This window comes from Phyllobacterium sp. NPDC097923 (genome assembly GCF_044760925.1).
GTDB lineage: Bacteria > Pseudomonadota > Alphaproteobacteria > Rhizobiales > Rhizobiaceae > Phyllobacterium > Phyllobacterium calauticae.
Genome location: NZ_JBIWBL010000001.1, coordinates 2,321,364 through 2,348,191 on the forward strand (window position 1 = coordinate 2,321,364; position 26,828 = coordinate 2,348,191).

Sequence of the window (26,828 nt, forward strand, 5' to 3'; positions counted from 1 at the left end):
GCAGCACCACATTTGTCCCGTCAGCACATCAGGAAACCAGCGTTCCCTCGATCTTTTTTCCCCAGTCGATGAGCGGCTTGGCCTTCAATGCAAAGTCGAAGAGTTCGTCGGCAAGCGCCGGCGACGTAATGCCATCCGGATCGATGGGATGGCGCACGACGAAATGCCGGTTGCGCAGGGCTTCGACGAGGTCGGGATCGGTCACCGTTTCGAAGCCGCGCGGCGTGCGCTTCAGGCGGTCGTAATCGCTTAAGGTCAGTCCGCCCTTTTTCAATGCGGCCACCATGGCGCGGTAGCTCTCCGGCTTGTCGACGATGGCCTTGCGCATCGCTGCGAGAAGCTCCGGCTTCTGCTGCCACCACGCGACGGCGGCGTAGCAGCCCTTGTAGTCCTCCAGACCGACGCAGACGTAGAAACAGCCCGATTCGGCCCATTTGCTGCCATCGGGCGAAAGCAGTGCCGAGAGATGCCGGTTGTAGGGGCTCTTGTCCTTGGCAAAGCGCGTATCCCGCTTGATGCGGAACTGCGATTTCTTGCGGTCACCCTTGAACGGCAATCCGGCCTTTTCAAACCGGGCGATCAGATCATCGATAAGGTCGCCCAGCGGCTCGTGCAGGTGGGCTTCGAACAGATCCTTGTTCTCAACGAACCACTCCCGGTTCTGGTGAAAATCCAGCGCCTTGAGGAAGGGCAGCGCCTTGTCGCCAAAGCCTTTGAAAACCGTCTCGCTCATGCGCCCACCAGGGTAAACCAGGCATCTTCATCGATGACTTCGATGCCGAGGGACTGTGCCTGCGTCAGCTTGGAGCCCGCCCCCGGCCCGGCCACCACCAGATCGGTCTTTTTCGAGACGGACCCGGCTGTCTTGGCGCCGTAGCGTTCGGCCATGGCTTTCGCTTCATCCCGCGACATGCGCTCCAGCGAACCGGTGAAGACGATGGTCTTGCCGACAACCGGCGAATTGCTGACCGTGCGCACCTCTTCGTCCAGCGGCGTGACTTCCGCCAGCAGGGCAGCCAGCGCCGTCCGGTTGTGCTCTTCCGCATAGAAATCGACGAGGGCCTCGGCCACGATGCTGCCGATGCCGTCCACCTCGTTGAGCTCGCGCCAGGCGTCGTTGCCCTTGTCGGATTTGTCCGCCGGCAGGGTTGCCGCCTGCGCAACGGCTGCCAGCGCCGCATAGGAGCGATAGGCCTTGGCCAGCCGCTTGGCATTGACCTCGCCGACATGGCGAATGCCCAGACCATAGATGAAGCGGCTCAGCGCCACCTGCCGCCGGTCATCGATCGCGTCATAGAGTTTCTTGACGGAGACAGCGCCGAAACCATCGATGTTTTCCAGCTTGGCCAGCGATGCCGCCTGCCGTTTCTTCAGGGTGAAAATATCCGCAGGCGTGCCGATATGCAGGGCCGGATCGTCCGATTTGAAGAAGAACTCGACCTGCTTTTCGCCAAGCCCCTCAATGTCGAAGGCATTGCGCGAGACGAAGTGCCGGATGCGCTCCACCGCCTGCGCCGGGCAGATCAGCCCGCCGGTGCAGCGCCGGACCACTTCCCCCTCTTCGCGCACCGCATGCGAGCCACAGGCCGGGCAGGTATCCGGGAAGACATAGGCGGACGGGCCGCGCGGCTTGTCCGCGACGATATCGACGATCTGCGGGATGACGTCGCCCGCCCGCTGCACCACGACTGTATCGCCGACGCGCAGGTCCCGCCCTTCGCGGACCGGCTGGCCGTTCTGGCCGATGCCTTTGATATAGTCCTCATTGTGCAGGGTCACATTGGTGACGACGACACCGCCGACCGTCACCGGTTCAAGCCGGGCGACAGGGGTCAGCGCGCCGGTCCGCCCGACCTGAATATCGATACCGCGCAGGATGGTGATCGCCTGTTCCGCCGGGAATTTGTGGGCAATGGCCCAGCGCGGGCTGCGGGAGACAAAGCCCAGCCGCTGCTGCAAAGCGAGATCGTCGACCTTGTAAACAACGCCGTCGATATCATAGCCCAGCGTCGCACGCTGTTCCTCGATCTGGTGATAATGCCTGACCAGACCATCCACCGTCTCGAACTTCTGCATCAGCGGATTGACGCGGAAGCCGTAGGACTTGAATGCCCCCACCATGCCCATCTGCGTTGCCGCAGGCATGGCGCTGACCTCGCCCCAGGCATAGGCGAAAAACTGCAGCGGCCGCGATGCGGTGATCGTCGCGTCGAGCTGGCGCAGCGATCCCGCCGCCGCATTGCGCGGATTGGCGAAGACCGGCTTGCCATCCTGTGTCTGGCGTTCGTTCAGCGCGGCAAAATCCGCATGGCTCATATAGACTTCGCCGCGCACCTCCAGCACCTCGGGCGGATTGCCGCCCAGCACATTGGGTATGCTCGCGACCGTGCGGGCATTGAGTGTGACGTTTTCGCCCGTCGTCCCGTCGCCGCGGGTGGCGGCGGTGACCAGACGGCCCATCTCGTAGCGCAGCGACAGGGACAGTCCGTCGATCTTCGGTTCGGCGGTGATTTCAACCGGCGCGCTGGCGCCCAGCTTGAGGAAGCGGCGGATGCGGTCAACAAAATCCTGCACGTCCTGATCGGAAAAGGCATTGTCCAGCGACAGCATCGGAATGGAATGCGTGACCTTGCCGAATTTCTCCGAGACCGTCGCACCCACCTTGTTCGAGGGAGAATCCTCGCGCTTCAGGTGCGGGAAACGCTGCTCGATGGCAAGGTTCCGCCGCCGCAGGGCGTCATATTCCCCATCGGATATCGTCGGCGCATCTTCCGTGTTGTAGCGGTAGTCGTGCTGGGCAATCTCCGCCGCCAGACGGCCGAGTTCCTCTGCCGCTTCTGCTTCGCTCAATTCTTCTACGGGAATGTCTGCCATGGCCTGTCCGACGCTGAAAATACGGATTCGGCGGGAGATTAACTGAAGCGACGCGCAAATGCACCGTTCAAAATCGACGGGATTCGCAGGTTGCAGTCAGCTCCTGCCACAACCCGCTCTGCATGAAGATGGTGCGTGGTTCGACAAGCTCACCATGAGGGAGGTTTGTATTCTGCAGGACGCCAAGTTCCCTCATGGTGAGCTTGTCGAACCACGCAGCGCAGGCGTGCAACCCGCTCAGGAGGCAGCAGCGCTGTTCTCACGCAGAAGCCGCACCGCGGCGGCACGTGCTTCGTCCGTGACGCTGGCACCCGCCAGCATCCGGGCAATTTCTTCCTGGCGGTCACCCGTTTCCATCGCATGGATGGACGTGGCAACACGGTCATTGCCCCTGGCGGATTTGGCGATGAGGAAATGCGTTTGCGCCCGTGCCGCCACCTGCGGCGCATGGGTGACCGACAGCACCTGCACCCGGTCCGACAGGCGGCGCAGCCGCTGGCCGATGGCATCGGCCACGGCACCGCCAACGCCCGTGTCGATTTCGTCGAACACCAGTGTCGGCGCCGAACCGCGGTCGGCCAGCGCCACCTTCAACGCCAGCAGGAAGCGCGAAAGCTCGCCGCCCGACGCCACCTTCATCATCGGCCCCGCCCGGGTACCAGGATTGGTCCGCACCCAGTATTCGACTGTATCAATGCCCTCGGGCAGGCGGTTTTCCGGGTCCGCCGCCATCTCGACGATGAATTCGGCCCGCTCCAGCTTCAGCGCCGGAAGCTCGGCCATGACGGCTGCCTTGAGGTGACCGGCGGTTTCGTGCCGCTCCCGTGACAGCATCGCCGCCGCTTCGTCATAGGCTGCCCGCGCCGCGACAGCTTCCTTTTCCAGCGCGCCAAGCCGCTCGGCGCCCGCATCGATATCCGCGAGATCCGCATCCATCCTGTCGCGCAGGCCGGCGAGATCATCCACCGGTACGGAATATTTGCGGGCAGCACCGCGCAGGGCGAAAAGCCGCTCTTCGGTCTGCTCGAGAACACGCGGATCGAAATCAATGGCACGGATGGCCTGTTCGATGCCGTTCTGCGCTTCCGTCAGGGCGTTGAGCGCCTCGTCGATGGCCTTGACCACCGGTTCCAAGAGCTGCGGCGCTTCCGGCACCTTGCGTTCCAGCCGCCGCACGAGGCTCGCCAGCGACGGCACCGGGGAACCCGAGCCCGACAGCACCTCATTGGCATCGTTGACATCGCCAGCGATCTTTTCCGAGCGCATCATTTCGGTGCGCCGGGTGGCCAGCGCCTCTTCTTCCAGCGGTTCCGGATCGAGCTTTGTCAGTTCGTCGACGGAGGCCCGCAGATAATCCGCCTCGCGCGTCGCCGCCTCAACCTTGGCGCGATGCCGCACCAGCCTGTTTTCCGCATCCCGCCAGGTCTTGTGCAATGAGCGGACCGTTGCCGCCTTGGTTTCCAGCGAACCGAAAGCGTCGAGCAGTGTACGGTGAATATCGATATCGATCAGCGCGCGGTCATCGTGCTGGCCATGGATTTCGACCAATCTGCGGCCGAGCTCCTTCAACAGCGTGACGCTTGCGGCCTGATCGTTGATGAAGACGCGGCTGCGGCCATCCGATGTCTGCACGCGGCGCAGGATGATGTCGCCGTCATCGCTGATGTCGTTGTCGCGCAGGAGTTCGCGGGCGGGATGGGCACCGGCCACGTCGAACACAGCCGTTACCTGCCCCTGCTCCGCGCCGTGGCGCACCAGCGAGGCATCGCCGCGCGCGCCGAGGGCGAGCGACAAGGCATCGAGGAGGATGGATTTTCCGGCGCCGGTCTCGCCGGTGAGTACCGACAAGCCATCGCGAAACTCAATGTCGAGCCGTTCAATCAGAACAATATCGCGGATCGACAGGTGCGAAAGCATGAATCGCTCAGGTTAATAGTGGATCAGGCGCCATTTTTCTTGCTGCCCACGATCGTCTGGGCAGCCTGTGACAGCCAGGAACCGGCATTCTGGCGCGGCTCCAGACCGCCGCTCTGCAGCAGCTTGTAGCTGTCCTTGTACCACTGGCTGTCCGGGTAGTTCTGTCCGAGTACCGCTGCGGCCGACTGCGCCTCGCTGGTCAGACCCAGCGCATAATAGGCTTCGGTCAGGCGTGCCAGTGCTTCTTCGACATGGCGGGTGTTGGAATACTGTTCGACAACGCCGCGGAAGCGCTTGATCGACGCCAGATATTCCTTGCGTTCCAGATAATAACGGCCGACCTGCATTTCCTTGCCGGCGAGCTGATCGCGGCCGAAACGGATCTTTTCCTTGGAATCGTCGACATATTCCGACTGCGGGAAACGCTCGACGACTTCATTGAACGCCGTGATGGAGCGGCGTGTCATGGTCTGTTCGCGCGTCACGTCCGGGATCTGGCGGTAATAGCACAGGCCGGTGATGTAATAGGCGTAGGCGGCTTCCGGCTGCGTCGGATACAGCGCGATGTAGCGCTTGGTCATGGCGAGCGAGTCGTCATATTTGCCAGCACGGTAATTGGCAAAAGCCCCCATCACCAGCGCCTTGCGGGCGAATTCGGAATAGGGATGCTGGCGGTCGACGGCATCGAACTTCTTGGCGGCCTCATCGAGGCGCCCGGCATTCAGATTGGCGAGGGCCTGGTTGTAGAGCACATCGGCGGGCTCGATTGTGTCGACATAGGCCGACAGGTCGAGGTCCTTATCGTTCGAGGCACAACCGGAAATGGCTGTTGCACCGGCAACGGACGCCATAAGAAGGGCCAACCGGGCCTTGCTGCCAAACCCTGCACTCATCGACATTCTGCAACTCGCCATTCTGTCTTAGGCCCCATTCAAGAAATTAGAGCATTCTGCGCAAATCCGATATCACGTTTGCGCATCATGCTCTAGATACTGTCAAACTCACTGTCAGTTGCGCGTTCTTAAACCACAAGCCAACAGAATCAGCAATCTTATTGCCATCTAATCGTCCAAATTTGTGGCGGAGGCAGAAATGAGTTGCGAAAAGAACATATTCCCTTATTTCGGCAGCGACATATGCCCTACCCGGTAAATCCGGGTCGCCTCATCGGCCTGTTCCGGCTGCTCCGCAGCCCGCAGCCGGAAACGCACCACCGTCCATGTGGTCGGCTCAAAACCCGCCACGGATGCAAGAATACCGTTGTGTTCGCCATCCCGTAACACCCGCCCGCTTTCCTGTTTGCGTCTTTCGCCCAGAGGCATGGAGGCGTCGACCGGCACAATCTCCCGCGTCGCAAACGCCGCCTGCGACACGTCGGGCGACACGAAGGCCTGCCAGACAAACCAGGACTTTACCTGCGGCCGGCCGAACGCACCCGACACGCCGGCAAACCCGTCCCCGCCGAGAAAATTGTTCAAGCCCTCCACATCGTCCCACAGGTAAAACGGCGCATAGAGGTTGTCACGGCTGCGGGTCGCATCCGTGCGGCGGGCCGACAGATAGGCCTTGAAGCGCAGATGCGGATAATTGTCGAGCAGATGCCCTTTCTCGGCGATCCGCCGGTCGATGATGCCCATGTCATAATCGGCAGGCAGGGTGAAACTGTATTGCATCGCGATCATGATCATTCTCCTCATCGTATGACGGGTTCAAGCCAATATACCGATTTGCCGTCATGCACGGCCTGAATGCTGACATAGGAGAACGCGCTGTCAGCGCTGGCGCCGTGCCAATGGCGTTCATCCGGAGCGAACCAGACGCAATCCCCGGCCCGCAGCTCTTCAACCGGTCCGCCGTCCCTCTGGGCAACACCGACGCCGGACAGGACATAGAGGAACTGTCCGCGCGGATGGGTGTGCCAATGGGTGATGACCGAAGGGTCGACGGTGGCCCGCATCACGGTGTTCTCACCTTCGCTTTCGCTTTCCAAAAGCATTTCCGCCCAGAACGGCGCGGAAGATATGCCCTCCGGCGCGCGTCCGATTGCCGTCCCTGCCCGCCGTATTGTCATTTCCGCCGGACAGGCCTTTGGTTTCGTGGTTATGTCGTTCATGGACTGATTTCCTGTACTGAGAAAAAGCCGGGTCAGGCGACTTCGAGCATCTGCATGCCGCCATTGCTGAAGGACCATTCATCGCGCGAGGACGTGCTGATGATGATCATGACATCCTCGGGGCGCACGCCAGGCGAAACCGCAAGCTTCGCGACAAGCCGCTCGTAGAACGCCTTCTTCGTCGCCGCATCGCGCGGTTTGCCGATGGTAATGGCAAAGATGATGAAATCGTCGGAGCGCGGGCCGCCGAGATAGTGGCGGTCGAAAATGAACTCGTTCGGGCGGTGCTGGTGGATGACCTGGAAGAGATCGTTCTGCGGAACATTGAACGTCTCGATCATCGCCTGATAGAGGCTGTCCGACACGGCTTTCAGATAATCATCAGACTTGCCCTGCATGAGGGAAATACGGGCGAACGGCATGGAACGATCCTCTTTGTCTGGCGCCCCGGCACATGGTGTGAAGCGCAATTGAACTTGACGGAATGGTTCTAGCACCGCACAATCATCCTGATAATCAGAAATATATGGATCGATGATCCTGAAAAATTGGACGATAAATATGCGCCGGACCATATTCGACCTGGATGTTCTGCGAACCTTCACGACGGGCGTCGACCTTGGCAGTTTTGCCAAGGCAGCCGACCGGCTTGGCCGGTCGACCTCTGCGGTCAGCGCCCAGCTGAAAAAGCTGGAGCAGCAGGCGGGAACGCCGATCTTCCAGAAATCCGGGCGCGGCCTCGCCCTGACCGACGCGGGCGAAACGATGCTCGCCTATGCAAGGCGCCTGCTCGACCTCAACGACGAGGCGGCGAGCGCCATTCACGGCATCGAACTGGAAGGATGGGTACGGCTCGGCCTGCAGGAGGATTTCGGCGAAACCCTGCTGCCCAATATTCTCGGGCAGTTTGCGCGGGCCCATCCCAAGGTGCGCATCGAAGCGCGCGTGGCCCGCAATGCGGAGCTGCTTGAGCGCATCGCATCCGGCCGCCTCGATCTCGCGCTGGCCTGGAACAACAGTGCACCGCTGTCCAACAGCGAACGGGTCATGGAGGTTCCCATGCGCTGGGTCGGCTCCATCAATCCCGACATGGTCTGGCAGAAGTCCGGCAACGAACCCCTGCCGCTGGCCGCCCTCGAAGCGCCCTGCCTGTTGCGCACCGCCGCCATCAATGCGCTGGATCGCGCCGGCATCGCCTGGCGCCTGGCGTTCATCAGTCCAAGCCTGGGTGGTCTATGGGCCGCAACGGCGGCGGGGCTCGGCCTCACCATCCGCACGCCGATCGGCTTGCCGGGAACGGTGCAGGCTATATCGCCTGGGGCAAACGGGCTGCCCCTGCTGCCAAATCTGGGATTGGACCTGTACCGGGCCGATGCGGAACCGTCGCCGGTCACGGCCCGGCTGGCATCGATCATCCTGCAGGCATTGCACGAGTCAGTGCGTGTGGGAGCAAAGGCCGCTTAGAGGGATTGAACGGGTGGTGCGTGGTTCGACAAGCTCACCATGAGGGAGGATGGGGATTGCAGGGAGCTATACTCTGCAACCTCGGCGATTGGCATTGCAGCCCACCCAAATCCCTCATGGTGAGCTTGTCGAACCACGCATGACATCAATTGCAAGACTGGCTAGACAGCCCAGGGTGCAAACACCGGTGCATGGACAGCGACGAGGGACGCCCCGCGCCCCGCGATGCCCGCCGTTTCGACGATCTCGAACGCAGAGTGATCGGACAGCAGTGCCCGCAGCGCCATGGCATTCAGGCGGTGGCCGCCGCGATAGGAGCGGAAGCAGCCGATGAACGGCGCCCCTGCCAGGGCAAGATCACCAACGGCATCCAATGCCTTGTGGCGCACGAACTCATCGGGAAAACGCAGGCCGCCGGGATTGATGACCGTATGGTCATCGCCGATGACAAGCGAGTTATCCAGTGACGAACCGAGCGCCAGCCCGGCAGCCCAGAGCTTTTCCACATCACGCATGAAGCCGAAGGTGCGGGCGGACGCAATCTCGTCGCGGAACACCGCCTCGCTCATATCCGCGGCAAAGATCTGTCTGCCGATGACGGGTGTGTCGAAATCGATCTCCACCTCGTAGCGCGTGCCGTCATGGGGGACGAACTCCGCCCAGGAGGCACCGGCCTCGATGCGCGACGGCTTAAGCACGCGGATATAGCGCCGCCGGGCTGTCTGCTGGACCAGCCCCGCCTCATCGAAGGCCACGAGGAAGGCGGCCGATGTGCCATCGACGATCGGCACTTCCGCCGCATCGATCTCGATGATCAGATTGTCGATCCCCGCCCCGGATATCGCGGCCATCACATGTTCAACGGTGCTGACGGTCGCGCCGCTCCGCTTGCCCAGCGTGGTGCTGAGATCCGTCGTGCCGACTTCCGAGACCAGCGCCTTGATGGCATGGCTGCGCCCTTCGCCATCCCGCCGGTGAAAGACAATGCCCGTATCGGCGGCAGACGGCACGAAGGTCATCGTGACGGGCGCGCCGCTGTGGACGCCAACGCCGGACAGCGAAACCCGTTCTGCAATGGTCGTTTGATAGTCGCGCAACTGAGACCCCATGCCCTGCTCTGCCCCATGCCCTGCTTTGGCCATGTCATCGTAAAATCAATCTGTGCCGTTCTGCCAGAATCAAGGTGAACCGCAGCTATTTTGCGCCGGACGATACAATTGACGCGGCGTCAGGCAAAATCACGGTTTCGGCAGTCCCGCAACGGTCCTGCACGGACAAGAACTAGGTCGTTTCCGAGGTTTTTCAATAGTTTGAACGAAAAAACCCGCCATTGGGACAATGGCGGGTTTCATATTTCTTAACAATACGTGATCGGATCAGTTGGCCTGGCGGCGCAGGAATGCCGGGATTTCCAGCTGATCGTCTTCCGACGACTGGCGCGACTGGGGCTGAACACGGCCCTGTTCGTCCAGCTGTCCGCGGCGCGGTGCATAGATCGATGCATCCTGCGACAGCGGGCGGCGCGGCTCTGCCGGGCGCATGGCCGGTTCGCGCGGCTGTGCCGGTTCAAGCCGTGCAGTGTCGTCTTCGCGGCGGGTCAGGCCGGCGGTCAGACGCTTCAGCAGACCCATCGGGCCACGGTCTTCGTGGCTGTCATAGGATGCCTGGTCGCGGCCGTGATCACGCGCATTGAGTTCCGCCTGAACAACCGGTGGGAAGTCGGACACGTTTGGCATGCGCGGTGCCGGTGCAGGCTGCGCGACGGGCGCTGCCTGCATCTGAACCTGCGGCTGCGGTGCCGGCTGGTGGACAGACTGCTGCGGAGCTGCGGCAACCGGTGCGTCGAACACTTCCGGAGCAGGTGCCTGGAAAATGCGGCTCTGCGGACGGAATTCCTGTTCGGCCGGCTGCGGTGCACGCTGCGGCATTTCCATTTCGGCGGCGCGAATGGCGTCGGCGACCGGATCGGCAAGGCGGGCTGCCGGCTGCTGCACGACAGGGCGCGGCGCAACAGTCTCGACCCGTGCGGCCGGTTGCTGGACCGGCTTGGCAATCGGCTTCATCGGCTGGCGAAATTCAATCGGCGCAGGGGCCGACTCTCCCAGCTGCTTGTCGATGCCTGTTGCCACGACCGAAACGCGGATGATGCCTTCGAGGCTTTCGTCGAAGGTTGCGCCGAGGATGATATTGGCATCCTGATCGACTTCTTCGCGAATGCGCGTTGCCGCTTCATCGACTTCGAACAGCGTCATGTCACGGCCGCCGGTGATCGAGATCAGCAGGCCCTTGGCGCCACGCATCGAGGTTTCGTCGAGCAGCGGGTTGGCAATGGCAGCTTCGGCAGCGGCCATGGCGCGACCATCGCCGGATGCTTCGCCCGTGCCCATCATCGCCTTGCCCATCTCGCGCATCACCGAACGCACGTCGGCGAAGTCGAGGTTGATCAGGCCTTCCTTGACCATCAGGTCGGTGATGCAGGCAACACCGGAGTAGAGAACCTGGTCGGCCATGGCGAAGGCATCGGCAAAGGTGGTCTTGTCATTGGCGATGCGGAAGAGGTTCTGGTTCGGAATGACGATCAGTGTGTCGACATTCTTCTGCAGGTCCTCGATGCCCATATCGGCGGTGCGCATGCGGCGCTGGCCTTCGAAATGGAAAGGCTTGGTGACGACACCCACGGTCAGGATGCCTTTTTCGCGGGCGGCGCGGGCAACAACGGGCGCAGCACCGGTACCGGTACCGCCACCCATGCCGGCCGTCACGAAGCACATGTGCGTGCCCTGCAGGTGATCGTTGATTTCATCGATGCATTCTTCAGCGGCGGCGCGGCCGACTTCCGGCTGCGAACCGGCACCCAGACCTTCGGTCACTGCAGCACCCAGCTGAATGAGACGTTCAGCCTTCGACTGCGACAGGGCCTGCGCATCCGTATTGGCCACAACAAACTCAACACCGCGCAAACCGGCATTGATCATGTTATTGACCGCGTTGCCACCACCACCGCCAACACCAAACACGGTGATCCGGGGCTTAAGCTCGGTAATGTCCGGCTTTTGCAGATTGATGCTCATTTGTTTGTTCCTTTTTCCTTTACCGCTTCGCCGCCGCGGTATCTTTTTTGGGTTTCCCCGGATTGATCAAAAACTCTCTTTCAGCCACTGGCCGATACGCTGAAAACGCCCACCCGTACCCGTCATCAGCGATGATGAACCGGCCTTTACAGAACGCTCCTCAATTCCTGCCACCTGCGGATAGATCAACAGACCGACCGCTGCGGAGAAAGCTGGCCCCTTGGCTGCTTCGGGAAGCCCCGTCACACCCAGAGGACGGCCAATACGTACGTTGCGGGCCAGAATACGGCGCGCCACTTCAGGCAAACCCGCCAGCTGGCTGGCTCCGCCTGTCAGGACAACACGCTTGCCGACAATCTGGCCGTAGCCGGACTGGTTGAGGCGGTCGCGTGCCAATTCCAGTGTTTCTTCGACGCGCGCCCGGATGATGCGTGTCAGCACCGCGCGCGGATATTGGTTGGGAACGTCGCGGCCGTCATTGCCGAGCGGCGAGACGCTGATGAGATCGCGGTCATCGGCAGCGCTTGGCAGGGCCGAGCCGTGCATGACCTTCAGCCGTTCCGCGTCGTCCATATGGGCGGAAAGACCGCGCGCCACATCCATCGTCACGTGATTGCCGCCGATGGCGATGGCATCCGCATGGATGAACTTGCCTTCGGAGAACACAGAAATCGTCGTGGTACCGCCGCCCATGTCGATGCAGGCCGCGCCCATTTCCGCTTCGTCGTCGACGAGCGCCGAAAGGCCGCTGGCGTAAGGGGTTGCAATCATCGCCTCGACCGAGAGGTGGCAGCGGTTGACGCAGAGTTCGAGGTTGCGCAGCGGCGCCGCATCGGCGGTCAGCACATGCATCTCGACCCCAAGCGTGTCGCCGATCATCCCCAGCGGGTCGCGGATGCCCTTCTCGCCATCGAGCGCATAACCGATGGGCAGCGAATGCACGAGGTGGCGTTCCGTCGCCAGCGCCTGCTTGGCACCGGCGGCAAGCACCCGGCGGATATCGGACTGGTCGACTTCATGGCCGCCCAGATTGATGCTGGCGGAAAAGCTTTCGCTCTTCAGGCGCCCGGCGGAAATGTTGACGATCATCGAGTCGACGGTAAGGCCAGCCATGCGTTCGGCCGCATCGACCGCCAGGCGGATGGCCTGTTCCGCCGCGTCGAGATTGACGATGACGCCTGATTTGATGCCGCGCGATTTCTGGTGGCCGATGCCGAGCACCTCGATGCGATGGGTGCGGCCGGGCAGATGGGCGCTTTCCTCACGCGGACGCAGCCGGGCGATGATGCAGCACACCTTGCTTGAACCGATGTCAAGAACCGTCAAAGACCGCGTCCGTTTTGCGGAAGCAGCTCCAGTCGACGTGCTCTTTCCGTTCAGAATACTCATATACGCTTCTCCGAACGCTTAGGCGCCTTGTCCCGCGCCTTCAAAAACTCTACGCGCTGCACCATCGCATCTGGCGTCAGCTTCAAAACAACCCGGTCGGCAAGCCGCATGTCGACCGACGCGATCGCCCGGGACAACAGCCCGTCCTTCCGGTCCATCTTCACGATATCGGCCAGTGCCTGATCGATACGGAATTCCGGCAGCATCACCGTCACGCCATTCTTCAGGATCAGATCCCAGCGCCGGTCGCCGACGCGGGCATAGGCCCGGACCTGCGATACGACATCCGGAAACGCTGCAATCTGCGCGAACAGCATTTTCGCCTGCTTGTCGGCACCCGCGCCCATGATCAGCGGCAGCGCCGAATGGCGGCCGGACGAATAGGGGACGATCACGCGGCCATCCTCGTCGATGATCGACAGATCATCGCCGTTCTGCCAGACAGCCAGGGCGGAGCGCTCGTGAATCGAAATCTGGATCGTGTTCGGATAGACCTTGAACACATCGACGGATTCAACCCACGGCAGGGTTGCCACGGCCTTCTGCGCATCGGCGGCACTCAGGCCGACCAGCGAGGTCTCGCCATCGAGGCCCAGCGCGCCCAGCACGTCGATCTCGGAGGTTTCCTTGTTGCCGACCACTTTCACGTCTTCGATGGCAAAACCGAAGGTCGATGTCGTTACCTTGACCACCTCGGGAGCATGGCCACCAAGAATGGCACCGTAAGCGCCGGTCAGAGCCAGAAAGACGACAGCACCGAGGGTTCCCGTATGGTTGGGGATATGAACCTCCCCTTCAACCATGCGGGTGAAGACGCGCACAGGCTTGCGCAGGAATTTCGGCAGGACGAAGCGGAAACGGCCAAAAGCCGCCATCCTGTCCGAAGACACTGGCGCCACACCCCGCGGGTGTCCTTTTTTGCCCTTCAACGCAAACACGATGCGTCCTCCACCATCCAACTCAACAATTCACCGAAGGTATGCCCCGCGGCTTTGGCGATATCAGGTACAAGAGATGTTGGAGTCATGCCCGGCTGGGTGTTTATCTCCAGCCAAATCAGTTCGCCATCTTCGGAAAAACGGTCGTCGTAACGGAAGTCCGACCGGCTAATCCCTTTACATCCAATTGCCTGATGCGCCTTGAGTGCTAGTGTTTGTATTTTTTGGTAAATTTTTAGTGAAATTTTAGCCGGACACACATGATTTGATCCGCCTGCAACATATTTTGAATCATAATCGTAGAACTGATGACCCACGGGAATGATTTCACACACCCCGATGGCCACATCGCCCATCACGGCGCATGTCAGTTCGCGACCATGGATGTAGCGCTCGACCATGACGGTGTTGCCATACTTCCATTCCGCCGAGGTGATCACCTGCGGCGGATGCGACTGATCCTCCTTGACGATGACGACACCGAAGCTCGACCCCTCATTGACGGGCTTGACCACATAGGGCGGCTTCATCGGATGTTTCGTGGTGAAATCGAAACGGTTCATCACCTTGGCTTCGGCCACGGGAACACCGGCAGCCCTGGCGATGGTCTTCGCCTGCTCCTTGTCCATGGCCAGCGCCGACGCAAGCACGCCGGAATGGGTATAGGGAATTTCCAGATATTCGAGGATGCCCTGGATCGTACCGTCCTCGCCGAAAGGACCATGCAGCGCGTTGAACACCACATCGGGGCGCAGCTCAGCCAGCACGCTGGCGATGTCGCGGGTCACGTCGACGCGCGTGACCGGATAGCCCTCGGCCTCCAAAGCATCGGCGCAGGCATTGCCCGAGGAGAGACTCACCGGACGCTCCGATGAAAATCCGCCCATCAGCACCGCAACATGCTTTTTCGCCATGAAGGCAACCCCTTGTACACATCCCCATCAAAGCCGAAAAACGACATGAGTCTCCGCACGCCCGGCGATCAAGACCGCAGGCACCCGAGGCTGACCAAATCAGCCGACTCAAATCAGTTAACGCTTGCCCCTAAAGAATCAGAGAGTTGATTCCGTGACAAGTCCCCTTTGATTCAACAATGAAATTTGGCGTAAAAAAAAGTGTTTGCGATTCGATTTCGGAAACAAAATCAGAGGCAAACGCGCCTCTGATTCAACGTAAAAAAATTTCGGTTTTTGCTACAAAAGCTGCCCCATATACTCCTGCACTTCCTGGCCGGGACGGAAAAGCCCCAGACGCTTGATTTCCCAGTGCAGATGGATGCCGGAGTTTTGCAGCACGAGCGAGCGGATCGTCTCGCCGAGGGTTTCAAGGTCATGACCGCTGGCCGTGCCGGTATTGATCATGAAATTGCAGTGCATCGGCGACATCTGTGCACCGCCGATCATCAGGCCGCGACCGCCCGCCGCGTCGATTTCCTTCCAGGCGGATGTGCCTTCCGGGTTCTTGAAGGTCGAGCCGCCGGTCTTCTCGCGGATCGGCTGCACGGTCTCGCGGTGCTGCTGCACCGCATGCATCGCCGCCTGAATGGCATGGGTTTCGCCGGGTGTTCCTTCCAGCAATGCGGAGGTGAAGATCAGGTCGCCGGCTGCGCCGCAATGGCGATAGGCATAACCCATGTCGGCATTGGACAGGATATGCACATTGCCCTTGCGGTCGAGCGCCCGCACCTCGACCACCCGCTCGCGCGTCTCGACCCCGTTGGCACCGGCGTTCATGCGCAGGGCGCCGCCCAGCCCGCCGGGAATGCCATGGTAGAAATGGAAACCGGCGATCTTCGCCTCAAGCGCCGCCGCGGCAAGCCGCTTGTCCGGGGTCGCGGCACCCGCCCGCAACTGCGTATCGCCGACGCGTTCGACCTCGCCGAAGCCCTTGGCGGAGAGGCGCACGACAAAACCGGGGACGCCGCCATCGCGCACCAGAAGGTTGGAACCGATGCCGACGACAAGGATGGGATATTCTTCGGGAACGGCCTGCAGGAAGGCTGCGAGGTCTTCCTCGTCGGCAGGCTGGAACATGACTTCCGCCGGGCCGCCGGCGCGGAACCAGGTCACCTTTTCCATGCCCATATTGGGCGTCAGCCGCCCGCGCAGCCCCGAGAAACGATCCCCCAGCTTGCCAAGCAGGGCCTCGCCGTCAATCCTTGAAGACATGATATCCTTCCAGCAGTTCGATCGTGAGGCGCCACGGCCTCACGCAACCGCAAAATCTAAAGCGCAGCCAGCTCCTTTGGCAAGGCATAGGCCCATTGGGTGATGTTGCCGGCACCCAGGAAAACCACGAAATCGTCGGGCTTGGCGATGGTGGCGATCAAGGGCGCGATGTCCTGCGGACCCGCGATATACCGCGCGTCACGATGTGCCGCCGTCTTGATGCGGGACACCAGCGCTTCCGATGTTACGCCCTCGATCGGGTCTTCACCTGCGGTATAGACCGGCGCGACGATCACGGTATCGGCATCATTGAAGCACGCCGCAAACTCGTCAAAGAGGCTGGCCAGACGGGTAAAGCGATGCGGCTGGACAATGGCGATCACCCGGCCCTTGGCGGAATCGCGCGCCGCCTTCAGCACGGCCTTGATCTCGACCGGATGGTGGCCGTAATCGTCGAACACATCGACGCCCTTCCACGAACCGGTATGGGTAAAGCGCCGCTTCACGCCGCCGAAAGACGACAGGCCCTTCTTGATGTCCTCGGCGGAAATGCCGAGTTCATGCGCCACGGCAATCGCCGCTGTCGCGTTCGACACATTGTGCCTGCCGGGCATCGGCAGCCGCAGGCCCTTGATCTCAGTGGTCTCGCCAGTCTTGCGCTTGGCAATCTGCACGTCGAACTGCGAGGTCGGACCATCGACCACGAGATTGACGAAACGCACGTCGGCTTGCGGGTTTTCACCATAGGTGATGACGCGGCGGTCCTCGATGCGCGACACCAGCGACTGCACTTCCGGATGGTCGAGGCACATGACGCCGAAGCCGTAGAACGGCACGTTCTCGACGAACTGCCGGAAGGCTTCGCGCACCCGGTCGAACGTGCCGTAGTGATCGAGATGCTCCGGATCGATATTGGTGACCACGGCGATATCGGCAGGCAGCTTCAGGAAGGTGCCGTCGCTCTCGTCGGCTTCCACCACCATCCATTCGCCCGCACCCATGCGGGCATTGGTGCCATAGGCATTGATGATGCCGCCATTGATGACGGTCGGATCGAGATTGCCCGCATCGAGCAGCGTGGCCACCATCGAGGTGGTCGTGGTCTTGCCGTGCGTGCCGCCAATGGCGACCGCCTGACGGAAGCGCATGAGTTCGGCCAGCATTTCGGCGCGGCGCACGATGGGCAAAAGTTTTTCGCGCGCGGCAACGAGTTCCGGATTGCTCTTCTTGATCGCCGTCGACACCACGATAACCTCGGCGTCGCCGAGATTATCCGCATCGTGTCCGACAAAGACCTCGATCCCCTTGTCACGCAGACGCTGCACATTGGCGCTGTCCGCCTGATCTGAACCCTGAACCTTGTAGCCGAGATTGTGCAGGACTTCGGCAATGCCGCTCATGCCGATACCGCCGATACCGATGAAATGAACAAGACCGATGTTGAGCGGCATCTTCATGGACGCACTCCTTTTTTGAAAACTTCAGAAGGAGACGAGGTCATAGCGAACTCATCTCACCGCAAGGGATTGGCCGGATGCAATAGCCTCTGTGAGGTCGGCAAGCAACCTTGCAGCGTCCGGCTTGCCCGTCGAGCGGGCTTTTTCCGCAATAAATGCCAGCCGCGTTGGTTCGTGCATGGCGCTGGTCAGGATATGGGCGATCCGCTCCGGCGACAATTCCGACTGCTTGATGACATCGGCTCCGCCCGCGGCCTGCAAGGCAGCGGCATTGGCGGCCTGATCATGGTCAAGCGCATGCGGGAAGGGAACCAGAATGGCCGGGCGGCCGATGGCCGCGATTTCCGACACGGTCGAGGCACCGGAACGCGACATGACGAAATGCGCATCGGAAATGCGCCGCGGCATATCCTTGAAGAACGGCGCAACCTCGGCCTTGACGCCCATGGCCTGATAGGCGGCGCGCACCTGCGCCTCGTCCTCGGCGCGGGCCTGCTGTGTCAGCACCAGACGGGCCCGGTCCTCCGGCGACAGAAGCTGGATGGCAGCGGGAATGGCAGTTGAAAAGTATGACGCGCCCTGACTGCCGCCGAACACCAGAAAATGAAACGGCTGGTGCGCCTGCGACGCCTTGTAGGCGTTGCCGACTTCCGCCAGCACGGCCGGGCGAACGGGATTGCCCGTCACCACGATCTTGCCGGCATAGGGGCCCTCGCCCTGCGGCAGGAACCCGCCGGCAATGGCATTGACGCGGGCAGCAAGCGCTTTGTTGGCACGGCCCATCACGGCATTCTGTTCGTGGATGAGCGTCGGGATTTTCAGCGCCGTCGCCGCATAGAGCGGCGGCAGGGTCGGATAGCCGCCGAAGCCCGCCACTAGCTTCGGCTTCAGGCGCCGGAACAGTTTGCGGGAATCGAGATTGCCCTGCCAGAGCGTCCAGAAGGTGCGGACGAGAGAAATCGGGTTGCGCCCGCCGATGGTGGCCGAGCGCACCACGTGAATCTCCTTGGCCGGAAAGCTCCCGGCGAACCGTTCGGCGCGGTCATCGGTCGCCAGATGGATATCCCAGCCGCGTTCGATCAGCACATGCGCCAGCGCTTCCGCCGGAAACAGGTGCCCGCCCGTGCCCCCGGCACACAGAACAATAATCCCCTTCGACATCAGTCCCTCAGATAGCGTTGGCCAGTGACGGCGTTTTCGTGTTTGCCAGCGTCGCCGACCGCCTGCCCTCGGGTCTGCGCCTTGTCAGCGCCAGCAGCAGTCCCGTCGAAATGGCCACCGAGATGAGCGACGAGCCGCCATAGGAGATGAACGGCAGCGTCATGCCCTTTGCGGGCATCAGGTGCAGGTTCACCGAAATGTTGATGATCGACTGGAAGCCGAACAGGATGACGAGGCCGGAGACGGCAAGGCGGGTGAAATCGTCCCGCTCCTTCAGCGCGATCGACAGGCCGCGAATGACGATGAAGGCGAAGATCAGCACGATCAGCAGGCAGAGCGCGATGCCATACTCCTCGGCGGTCACCGAGAAGATGAAGTCCGTGTGGCTGTCAGGGATGATGCGCTTGATGGTGCCTTCGCCCGGGCCCTGCCCGAGCCAGCCGCCACGGATGATCGCCTCGCGCCCGGCATCCACCTGGAACGTATCGCCTTCGCCGGTCATGAAACGGTCGATACGGCCCGCCACGTGCGGGAAGATCGTGTAGGCGCCGAAAAATCCGGCAACGCCAAGGACGCCAAGGCTGATGATCCACAGCCACGGCACACCGGCCATGAAGAACATGGCGCCCCAGGTGATGGCGGTCAGAATGGTCTGGCCAAGGTCGGGCTGTGCCACCAGCAGTGCCGCGACAACGCCGAACAGCACCATGGAGAAGAAGTTGCCGGGAATATCCTTGCGCCGCTCATTCTCGGAAAACAGCCAGGCGCAGACAATGACGAAAGCCGGTTTCATGAATTCGGATGGCTGGATGGAGATGCCCGCAAGCGACACCCAGCGGCGTGCGCCCTTGACTTCGATGCCGAAGAACAGGGCGCCAACCATCGCCAGCATGGAAAGTCCGAGCAGGATGATGGCAAAGCGCCGGATGGTGCGCGGCGCCATGAATGACACGGCGAACATGACGAACACCGCAGGCACCATGAACATCGACTGGTGCTTGACGAAGTAAAAACTCTCAAGGCCGATGCGCTCGGCAACGGCGGGGCTTGCGGCGAAGGAGAGAAGGATGCCGAGACCCATCAGGCTCAGGCAAGCTGCCAAAAGGAAACGGTCAATAGTCCACCACCAGTCGGCTACGGGTCCACGGTCAATGCGGCTTACCATCAATTCGCTCCCTGGATAGGTGATGCGCCCGCAAGCGCCAATACGGCGGAGCGGAAGGCCTCGCCGCGTTTCTCGAAATTCTGAAACTGGTCGAAACTGGCACAGGCGGGCGACAGCAGGACCACTGCTTCCTGCGATCCGTCGCCGGCCGCATCGCGTGCGGCGTGTTCCACCGCGGCAGCGATCGTGCCTGAAATTTCATACGGCGCCGCCTCGCCCAGCGTTGCCGCAAACTGCGGTGCCGCCTCGCCGATCAGATAGGCCTTGGCGATACGCGGGAAAAAGCCGGACAGCGAGGCAATGCCGCCTTCCTTGGGCAGGCCGCCGGCAATCCAGTAGATACGCGGGAAGGACGACAGCGCGGGCGCAGCCGCATCCGCATTGGTCGCCTTGGAATCGTTGACGAACAGCGTCCTGCCCTGCCACGCCACCTGCTCCATGCGGTGCGCGAGGCCGGGAAAGGTTTTGAGGCCCGCATTGATCTCATCCGCCGAGAGGCCGACGGAACGGCAGGCGGCAAAGGCTGCCAACGCGTTCTGCGCATTGTGCTCGCCGCGCAGCGACCCGATGCCCTGCAGCGAGGCGACGGCGGTTCTCGCGCCGTTTTCAGCGAGATACAGCGTCGCCCCGTCGGCGAAATAGCCGTTCGGGATAGGCAGGCGCTTGGAGATGCGGATCACCGGTTTGCCTGCACGCTCCAGCCGGTCGGCAATCGCCGCGCAGAAACTGTCGTCGACACCGACAATCGCCGTCTCGCTGCCCGCCACCAGCCGTTCCTTGATCTCGGCATAGTGCTGCATGGTGCCGTGCCGGTCGAGATGATCCGGCGTCAGGTTCAGAAGGATACCGGCGGTTGGATTGATCGACGGTGCCAGATCGATCTGGTAGGACGAGCATTCCACGACATAGTGGCGGCCATCCGCTGGCGGCTCGAGCGTCATGACGGCGGTGCCGATATTGCCGCCCAGCTGCATGTCGCGGCCCGACGCCCTGATGATATGGGCGATCAGCGCCGTCGTCGTCGACTTGCCGTTGGTGCCGGTGATGGCGATGAACGGGCTGTTCTTTCGCGCCAGATTGCGCTCGCGCACGAAGAGTTCGACGTCGCCGATGATTTCAACGCCTGCGGCGCGGGCGAGATCCACCGTCCAGTGCGGGCGCGGATGGGTCAGCGGCACGCCGGGTGACAGGACAAAAGAGGAGAACTGCTTCCAGTCGGCCAGCCGCAGGTCACTGGTGTCGATGCCGGCAGCCTGCGCCCGCGCAACGCTTTCAGGATTATCGTCCCAGGCAATGACCCGCGCCCCGCCAGCGACAATCGCCTTTGCCGTCGCAATACCCGAACCGCCGAGCCCGAAGAGCGCGACGGTCTTGTCCAGCATGGAGTGGGCAGCGATCATGCAACTGGCCTTATCTGAGCTTGAGTGTGGAAAGGCCGATCAGCGCGAGAATGACGGCGATGATCCAGAAACGGATCACGACCTGGCTCTCGGTCCAGCCCTTCTTTTCGAAATGATGGTGGATCGGCGCCATCAGGAACACGCGTTTTCCCGTCAGCTTGAACGAGGTGACCTGGATGATGACCGACATGGCTTCCATGACAAAGACGCCGCCAATGATGGCCAGAACGATTTCGTGCTTGGTGGCAACGGCGACGGCACCGATGAGACCACCCAGCGCCAGCGATCCGGTATCGCCCATGAAAATGGCGGCGGGCGGTGCGTTGAACCAGAGAAAACCGAGACCCGCGCCGATGACAGCGCCGAGAACCACGGCGAGTTCACCCGTGCCTGGCGTGAAATGGATCTGCAGGTAATCGGCAAAGATCGCATTACCGGCGAGGTAGGCGATCACACCGAACGAGGCCGCGGCGATCATCACCGGAACGGTGGCAAGACCATCGAGACCGTCGGTGAAATTGACGGCATTGCCCGCGCCGACCATGACGAAGGCGGCAAAGGGAACGAAGAAAATGCCGAGATTGAGGATCAGTTGCTTGGCAAACGGGAAGGTCAAGGACGAAGAGAACGGTTCCTGCCCCGCCCACATGATGGCAAGACCGGCGAGCGCAGCGACCAGAAACTCGATGCCGAGGCGCGCGCGGGCGGAAAAGCCCTTGAACGACTGTTTGCTGACCTTGAGATAATCATCGTAAAAGCCGATGGCCCCGAAGCTCACGGCAACCAGAAGCACGACCCAGACATAGATGTTGGACCAGTTGGCCCAGAGCAGCGACGAGATCAGGATACCGGTCATGATCATCAGGCCGCCCATGGTCGGCGTTCCGGCCTTCTTGAAGTGGGTTTGCGGGCCGTCCGCACGGATCGGCTGGCCGCGGCCCTGCCGGACACGCAGGGAGTCGATGATGCGGGGACCGAACAGAAACACGATCAGCGCCGAGGTGATCAGCGCGCCGCCGGTCCTGAACGTGATGTAGCGGAAAACGTTCAGAAATTGGATATGTTCCGCCAGACCGGCCAGATAATAAAGCATAGACTATGTCCCCATCCCGTAAGCTCACTCGGCAGGACCGGCGGGCTCCACGGCGTTGTACTTCTGTAGGATTGCCTTGACGATCCGGACAAAACCGATTCCTTTCGATGATTTGATCATGATCACATCACCGGCCCTGATCGTGTTCAGCAGATTTGACTGCAATTCGTCGACGCTCTGCCTGTATTCGGCGTGAAATTCAACCGGCAAGGCGGCTTTAAGCGCCGCCATTTCAGGTCCGCCAAGAAAAACCATGTTGATATGATTGGCCGTGATGACCGGCGCCAGGTCCGCATGCAGCTTCGGCGCCTGCTTGCCGAGCTCCAGCATGTCGCCGAGCACGGCAATGCGGCGCCCCTTGCCCGTGGGCACGGCGGCAGCCAGAAGCTCTATCGACGCGCGCACCGAAGCCGGATTGGCGTTGTAGCTCTCATCGATCAGCGTGAACGTGCCGTTGCCGATTTCGAGCAGATGGCGCGCACCGCGCCCGCTTTCCGGCCGCAGCGATGCCAGCGCCAGCGTAACCTTGGTCATGTCGGCGCCGGTCAGATGCGCCGCGCCGAGCACTGCCAGGACGTTCTGCACGATGTGCCTGCCCGGAGCACCGACCTTGACGACGGCTTCCGCACCGGCGAGCCGCACGGTCATGCAGGAGCAGGCATCGTGCAGCTTGAGCGCGCGCAGGCGGTAATCCGCCCGGGCATTTTCACCAAAACTCTTGATGTGCTCGACACCAGCATTGCGCGCCAGCGTTTCCAGAAGCTTGTAGTGCTTGTCGTCGCGATTGAGCAAGGCATAGCCGCCGGGCACAAGCCCTTCAAAAATCTCGGCTTTTGCCGTCGCGATTTCCTGCAGGTTCTTGAAATGTCCAAGATGCGCCGGAGCGATCAGCGTGACGATTGCCACGTGCGGGCGAACCATCTTCACCAGCGGGCGAATCTCGTCCGCATGGTTCATGCCGATTTCAAAAACACCGTAATCCGTGTCCTCGGGCATGCGGGCGAGCGTCAGCGGCACACCCCAGTGATTGTTGAACGAGGCAACCGATGCATGCACCTTGCCCGAATCCGCCAGAACGTGCCGCAGCGCTTCCTTGGTGGTCGTCTTGCCGACGGAGCCGGTCACGGCGATGATCTGGGCATGGGAGCGTTCGCGCGCAGCAAGGCCGAGCCGCGTCATGGCTGCCAGCACGTCATCGACCACGATCATCGGGGTCTTCAGCTTGCCGAGCGCAGGCAGCTTCACTTCCGCAACCACGAGCAGTGCCGCACCGGCGGCCACCGCTGCCGTGGCAAAATCATGCCCGTCGAGCGCATCGCCCTTGATGGCGAAGAACGCCTCACCCTTGCGCAGGGTGCGCGTATCAATCGAAATTCCGGTAATGCCTTCGGGCAGCGCCCCAACCGGACGGCCGTTCATGGCCTCAATCATGGCTTCGGAGGTCCAGAGCAAACTCATGGATTGCGCTCCCGGGCCAGACGGTCCTTCAGGGCCTGGGCGACTTCCGTGTGATCGGAGAACGGCAGCACAACGGTGCCGACGGTCTGGCCTTCTTCATGGCCCTTGCCCGCGACAATCAGCGTATCGCCGGATTTCATCATGGCAACCGCCACGCGGATCGCCTCATGCCGGTCGCCGATCTCCTGCGCGCCGGGAGCGGCGGCGAGAATTTCAGCGCGGATGGTGGCGGGAACTTCCGAGCGCGGATTGTCGTCGGTCACAATGACGACATCGGCAAGGCGGGTGGCGATTTCGCCCATCATCGGGCGCTTGCCCTTATCGCGGTCGCCGCCGCAGCCGAACACCACAATGACGCGCCCTGTCGTGAAGGGACGGACCGAGGTGAGCACGTTTTCCAGCGCATCGGGCTTGTGGGCGTAATCGACATAGGCGGGCGCCCCCTCTTCCGTCGCACCGACAAGATCGAGCCGTCCCGGCGCGCCCTTGAGCCGCTCAAGGCCGCGCATGGCCGCAGCAGCGGGAACTCCGGTGGCAATGGCAAGCCCTGCGGCCACAAGACCATTGGCCACCTGGAAATCTCCCGCCAGCGGCAGGGTGATCTCAAAGATCTCGCCGGCAATCTGCACTTCCACATGCTGGCGGAACCGCTCATGCTCGACACGCTTCAGCGTGATGAATTCGCCCTTGCGGCCGACCGTCAGCACCTTGCAACCGGCTTCGGTGGCCGCCGCAATGGTCGGCTTGGAAAAGGGATCGTCAGCGAAAATGACGGCGGGCGCGCCCTTCGGCAGCAGTTCCCTGAACAGACGCAGTTTGGCGGCGTGATATTCCTCGACCGTCGGATGATAATCCATGTGGTCACGGCCAAGATTGGTGAAAGCACCGGCCGACAGCTTCACACCATCGAGGCGGCGCTGGTCAAGGCCATGCGACGAGGCTTCCATGGCCGCATGGGTGACACCCTCTTCCACCAGCTCGCTCAGCAGCTTGTGCAGCTCGACGGGGTCGGGCGTGGTCAGCGAACCGTAATCATTGCGCGTCGGCGAAACCACGCCTGTCGTGCCGATGCTGGCCGAGGCGAAACCGGCATTGGCCCAGATCTGGCGGGTGAAGGATGCCACCGATGTCTTGCCGCTGGTGCCGGTGATGGCGACCATCACATCCGGCTGCACCCGGTAGAAGCTGGCAGCCGCAAGCGCGAGGGCCCGGCGCGGATCGTCCACATAGATGATCGGGGCGGAGACGTTGCTCAGCTTGGAATCGCTGGCGGCAACGATGATCGCAGCGCCGCGTTTTGCTGCATCGGCGGCATAAACGCTGCCGTCCGCCTTCGAGCCTTTCAGGGCCGCGAAGAGGAAACCGGGCTTGACCTCACGCGAATCGGAAGTCAGGCCATTGATCGTCGTTTCCCCGAATTCGGAGATTGCCAGGGCAGGTATGCCGTTCAATTCTTTCAGTTTCATGACCGAATCTGCTTTACTCATCACTGTCGTAGGAAACCTGCAATGGCGCGACTTGTTGGCCGAAATCGGGCTTTACCCCGAGAAACGATGCGGATCTGCGGATAATTTCCGCCACCATGGGTGCCGCGTTGAAGGCTGCGATACCGCTGCTCTGCCCTTCGGCAGGCTTTGGTTCGTCGATAATGGTCAAAACGACATATTCCGGTTTTTCGATCGGAAAGGCCGCCACGAAGGCGTTGAACCGCAGATCCTTGGCATAGCGGCCATTGACGACCTTGTCCGCCGTTCCGGTCTTGCCGCCGACGCGGTAGCCCTTGACGTTGGCGTTGCGGCCCGAGCCGGTATCGCCGTTGAGCTTGTAGAGATAGCGCATGTCATCGCTGGTTTTCGGCTTGATGACCTGTTCGGCCATGGTCTGTGCCTGTTCCAGCGTACGCGGCAGGAAAGTCGGTTCGATCAGCCGGCCGCCATTGACCAGCGCCGCGGCGCCGACCGCCGTCTGCAGCGGTGTCGTGGCCATGCCGTGGCCGAAGGAGATCGTGATCGAATTCACCTTCTTCCACACTTTCGGCGAATAGGGCTTGGCGACCTCCGGCAGTTCCGTCTTCATCGGATCGAGCAGGCCGAGACGCGTCAGGAACGCCCGGTGATTTTCGATGCCCACCGCATCGGCTTCCCGCGCCGAGCCGATGTTGGAGGAGAAGACGAAAACTTCCGGCAGGGTCAGCACACGCGCCTTGCCATGGAAATCGTGGATCGTCTGGCGGCCGATGGTGATCGGGCGTGTCGCATCATAGGTCGTGTTCAGCGTCGCCCCGTGGTCGAGCGACATGGCGGTGGTGAAACTCTTGATCGTCGAGCCCATCTCGTAGAGACCGGCGGACATGCGGTTGAGGTGGTCCTTGTCGAGCGCATTGAACGGGTTGTTCGGATCAAAATCCGGCGCCGAGGCCATGGCCATCACTTCGCCGGTATTGACGTTGAGAACAACGGCACCCGCCGCAATGGCGCGGTATTTCTGCATCGCATTGACCACGACGTCGCGCACCACGTGCTGGACGCGCAAATCGATAGACAGGCGCACCGGCGCCAGCGAACGCCCGTCCGCAAGGCCGACATCGCGCAGATCCGACAGCCCCTGCGAGTCGATGTACTTCTCCATGCCGGCAATGCCCTGATTGTCGATATTGACGAGACCAAGGATATGCGACGCCGTCGGGCCACCGGGATAGAAGCGTGATTTTTCCGTGCGGAAGCCGATGCCGGGAATGCCCAGCGCCATGATCTGGCTCTTCTGCTGCGGTGTCAGGCCGCGCTTCAGCCAGGCAAAGCCTGCGCCGCTCTTCAGGCGGCTGTAGGTCTGTTCGAAATTGAGATCCGGCAGGACGGTCGACAGCAGTTCATAGGCCTCATCGGGATCGATGATCTTGCGCGGCTCGGCATAGAGCGATGCGGTCTTGATATCGGTTGCTAGCACTTCGCCGTTGCGGTCGAGAATATCCGGCCGCGAGGCCAGAACGGTGCCGGTCGGACCGTTATAGCCGGTGGTATCTTCCTGCATCCCGTAGAAAATCAGGCGTCCGCTGATGACGCCATAAATGCCGATAAAGCAGATCATGGCCATCATCACGCGGTTGCGCGCGCGATTGCCCGTCTTCTTCTTGCGCGCATCCATTTCGAATGCCGGTGCCGTT

At 61.7% G+C, this 26,828-nt stretch carries 22 protein-coding genes; 1 reads left to right on the top strand and 21 read right to left on the bottom strand.

Annotated elements, in window-relative coordinates; all coding sequences use genetic code 11:
• Window positions 1-28: 28 nt before the first annotated feature.
• The 7 genes from ACIQWS_RS11715 to ACIQWS_RS11745 form a co-directional block, all read right to left on the bottom strand.
• Complete coding sequence (locus ACIQWS_RS11715) at window positions 29-733, bottom strand: DUF2461 domain-containing protein (protein ID WP_403176873.1); 705 nt, start codon at window positions 731-733, stop codon at window positions 29-31.
• Window positions 730-2,874 (bottom strand): NAD-dependent DNA ligase LigA, encoded by a 2,145-nt coding sequence (gene ligA / locus ACIQWS_RS11720; protein ID WP_403176877.1) that lies wholly within the window; start codon window positions 2,872-2,874, stop codon window positions 730-732. The genes ACIQWS_RS11715 and ligA overlap by 4 nt, the downstream gene beginning before the upstream one ends.
• A 237-nt stretch (window positions 2,875-3,111) precedes the next feature.
• Window positions 3,112-4,791, bottom strand: a complete 1,680-nt coding sequence (recN, locus tag ACIQWS_RS11725; protein ID WP_403176882.1) for a DNA repair protein RecN — start codon at window positions 4,789-4,791, stop codon at window positions 3,112-3,114.
• A gap of 23 nt (window positions 4,792-4,814) precedes the next feature.
• On the bottom strand, window positions 4,815-5,684 hold the full coding sequence (locus tag ACIQWS_RS11730; RefSeq protein ID WP_223612741.1) for an outer membrane protein assembly factor BamD: 870 nt from the start codon (window positions 5,682-5,684) through the stop codon (window positions 4,815-4,817).
• Between the two features lie 225 nt (window positions 5,685-5,909).
• Window positions 5,910-6,473: a DUF4865 family protein gene (locus ACIQWS_RS11735; RefSeq protein WP_403176889.1), complete on the bottom strand. Its 564-nt coding sequence runs from the start codon at window positions 6,471-6,473 to the stop codon at window positions 5,910-5,912.
• Window positions 6,474-6,484: 11 nt separating this feature from the next.
• Window positions 6,485-6,904, bottom strand: coding sequence for a cupin domain-containing protein (locus tag ACIQWS_RS11740; RefSeq protein ID WP_403176891.1), 420 nt, complete (start codon window positions 6,902-6,904; stop codon window positions 6,485-6,487).
• 32 nt (window positions 6,905-6,936) lie between these two features.
• Window positions 6,937-7,326, bottom strand: a complete 390-nt coding sequence (locus tag ACIQWS_RS11745) for a tautomerase family protein (RefSeq protein ID WP_346308151.1) — start codon at window positions 7,324-7,326, stop codon at window positions 6,937-6,939.
• A 139-nt stretch (window positions 7,327-7,465) separates the two neighbouring features.
• Between ACIQWS_RS11745 and ACIQWS_RS11750 the strand changes: the two genes are divergently transcribed.
• Window positions 7,466-8,368 carry a LysR substrate-binding domain-containing protein gene (locus ACIQWS_RS11750; RefSeq protein ID WP_403176903.1) on the top strand — a complete coding sequence of 301 codons (903 nt, stop codon included), beginning with the start codon at window positions 7,466-7,468 and terminating at the stop codon, window positions 8,366-8,368.
• Window positions 8,369-8,529: 161 nt separating this feature from the next.
• Here ACIQWS_RS11750 and lpxC read toward each other — a convergent pair whose 3' ends face one another.
• From lpxC to ACIQWS_RS11820, 14 genes are all read right to left on the bottom strand, one after another.
• On the bottom strand, window positions 8,530-9,477 hold the full coding sequence (gene lpxC / locus ACIQWS_RS11755) for a UDP-3-O-acyl-N-acetylglucosamine deacetylase (protein ID WP_403176908.1): 948 nt from the start codon (window positions 9,475-9,477) through the stop codon (window positions 8,530-8,532).
• Window positions 9,478-9,744: 267 nt separating this feature from the next.
• Window positions 9,745-11,439 carry a cell division protein FtsZ gene (gene ftsZ, locus ACIQWS_RS11760; protein WP_403176916.1) on the bottom strand — a complete coding sequence of 565 codons (1,695 nt, stop codon included), beginning with the start codon at window positions 11,437-11,439 and terminating at the stop codon, window positions 9,745-9,747.
• A gap of 66 nt (window positions 11,440-11,505) precedes the next feature.
• Window positions 11,506-12,828: a cell division protein FtsA gene (gene ftsA, locus ACIQWS_RS11765; RefSeq protein WP_182549367.1), complete on the bottom strand. Its 1,323-nt coding sequence runs from the start codon at window positions 12,826-12,828 to the stop codon at window positions 11,506-11,508.
• Complete coding sequence (locus ACIQWS_RS11770) at window positions 12,825-13,766, bottom strand: cell division protein FtsQ/DivIB (protein WP_403176923.1); 942 nt, start codon at window positions 13,764-13,766, stop codon at window positions 12,825-12,827. The genes ftsA and ACIQWS_RS11770 overlap by 4 nt, the downstream gene beginning before the upstream one ends.
• The gene (locus ACIQWS_RS11775; RefSeq protein ID WP_346308154.1) at window positions 13,754-14,680 is read right to left on the bottom strand and encodes a D-alanine--D-alanine ligase; all 927 of its coding nucleotides are present in this window, start codon (window positions 14,678-14,680) and stop codon (window positions 13,754-13,756) included. The genes ACIQWS_RS11770 and ACIQWS_RS11775 overlap by 13 nt, the downstream gene beginning before the upstream one ends.
• 279 nt (window positions 14,681-14,959) lie before the next feature.
• Window positions 14,960-15,934: a UDP-N-acetylmuramate dehydrogenase gene (gene murB / locus ACIQWS_RS11780; protein WP_346308155.1), complete on the bottom strand. Its 975-nt coding sequence runs from the start codon at window positions 15,932-15,934 to the stop codon at window positions 14,960-14,962.
• A 56-nt stretch (window positions 15,935-15,990) separates the two neighbouring features.
• Window positions 15,991-17,391 carry a UDP-N-acetylmuramate--L-alanine ligase gene (gene murC, locus ACIQWS_RS11785; RefSeq protein ID WP_346308156.1) on the bottom strand — a complete coding sequence of 467 codons (1,401 nt, stop codon included), beginning with the start codon at window positions 17,389-17,391 and terminating at the stop codon, window positions 15,991-15,993.
• Window positions 17,392-17,442: 51 nt separating this feature from the next.
• Window positions 17,443-18,552 carry an undecaprenyldiphospho-muramoylpentapeptide beta-N-acetylglucosaminyltransferase gene (murG, locus tag ACIQWS_RS11790; RefSeq protein WP_403176938.1) on the bottom strand — a complete coding sequence of 370 codons (1,110 nt, stop codon included), beginning with the start codon at window positions 18,550-18,552 and terminating at the stop codon, window positions 17,443-17,445.
• Window positions 18,553-18,559: 7 nt separating this feature from the next.
• On the bottom strand, window positions 18,560-19,717 hold the full coding sequence (gene ftsW, locus ACIQWS_RS11795; protein ID WP_105732195.1) for a putative lipid II flippase FtsW: 1,158 nt from the start codon (window positions 19,715-19,717) through the stop codon (window positions 18,560-18,562).
• A complete protein-coding gene (gene murD / locus ACIQWS_RS11800) occupies window positions 19,717-21,117 on the bottom strand; it encodes a UDP-N-acetylmuramoyl-L-alanine--D-glutamate ligase (protein WP_403176948.1) in 1,401 nt (466 codons plus the stop codon). The genes ftsW and murD overlap by 1 nt, the downstream gene beginning before the upstream one ends.
• Before the next feature lie 10 nt (window positions 21,118-21,127).
• Window positions 21,128-22,210, bottom strand: a complete 1,083-nt coding sequence (gene mraY, locus ACIQWS_RS11805) for a phospho-N-acetylmuramoyl-pentapeptide-transferase (RefSeq protein WP_105732193.1) — start codon at window positions 22,208-22,210, stop codon at window positions 21,128-21,130.
• Between the two features lie 24 nt (window positions 22,211-22,234).
• Window positions 22,235-23,668: a UDP-N-acetylmuramoylalanyl-D-glutamyl-2,6-diaminopimelate--D-alanyl-D-alanine ligase gene (locus tag ACIQWS_RS11810; protein WP_403176956.1), complete on the bottom strand. Its 1,434-nt coding sequence runs from the start codon at window positions 23,666-23,668 to the stop codon at window positions 22,235-22,237.
• Window positions 23,665-25,134, bottom strand: a complete 1,470-nt coding sequence (locus ACIQWS_RS11815; protein WP_403176960.1) for a UDP-N-acetylmuramoyl-L-alanyl-D-glutamate--2,6-diaminopimelate ligase — start codon at window positions 25,132-25,134, stop codon at window positions 23,665-23,667. The genes ACIQWS_RS11810 and ACIQWS_RS11815 overlap by 4 nt, the downstream gene beginning before the upstream one ends.
• A 13-nt stretch (window positions 25,135-25,147) precedes the next feature.
• Window positions 25,148-26,809, bottom strand: coding sequence for a penicillin-binding protein 2 (locus ACIQWS_RS11820; RefSeq protein WP_288192470.1), 1,662 nt, complete (start codon window positions 26,807-26,809; stop codon window positions 25,148-25,150).
• Between the last annotated feature and the right edge of the window lie 19 nt (window positions 26,810-26,828).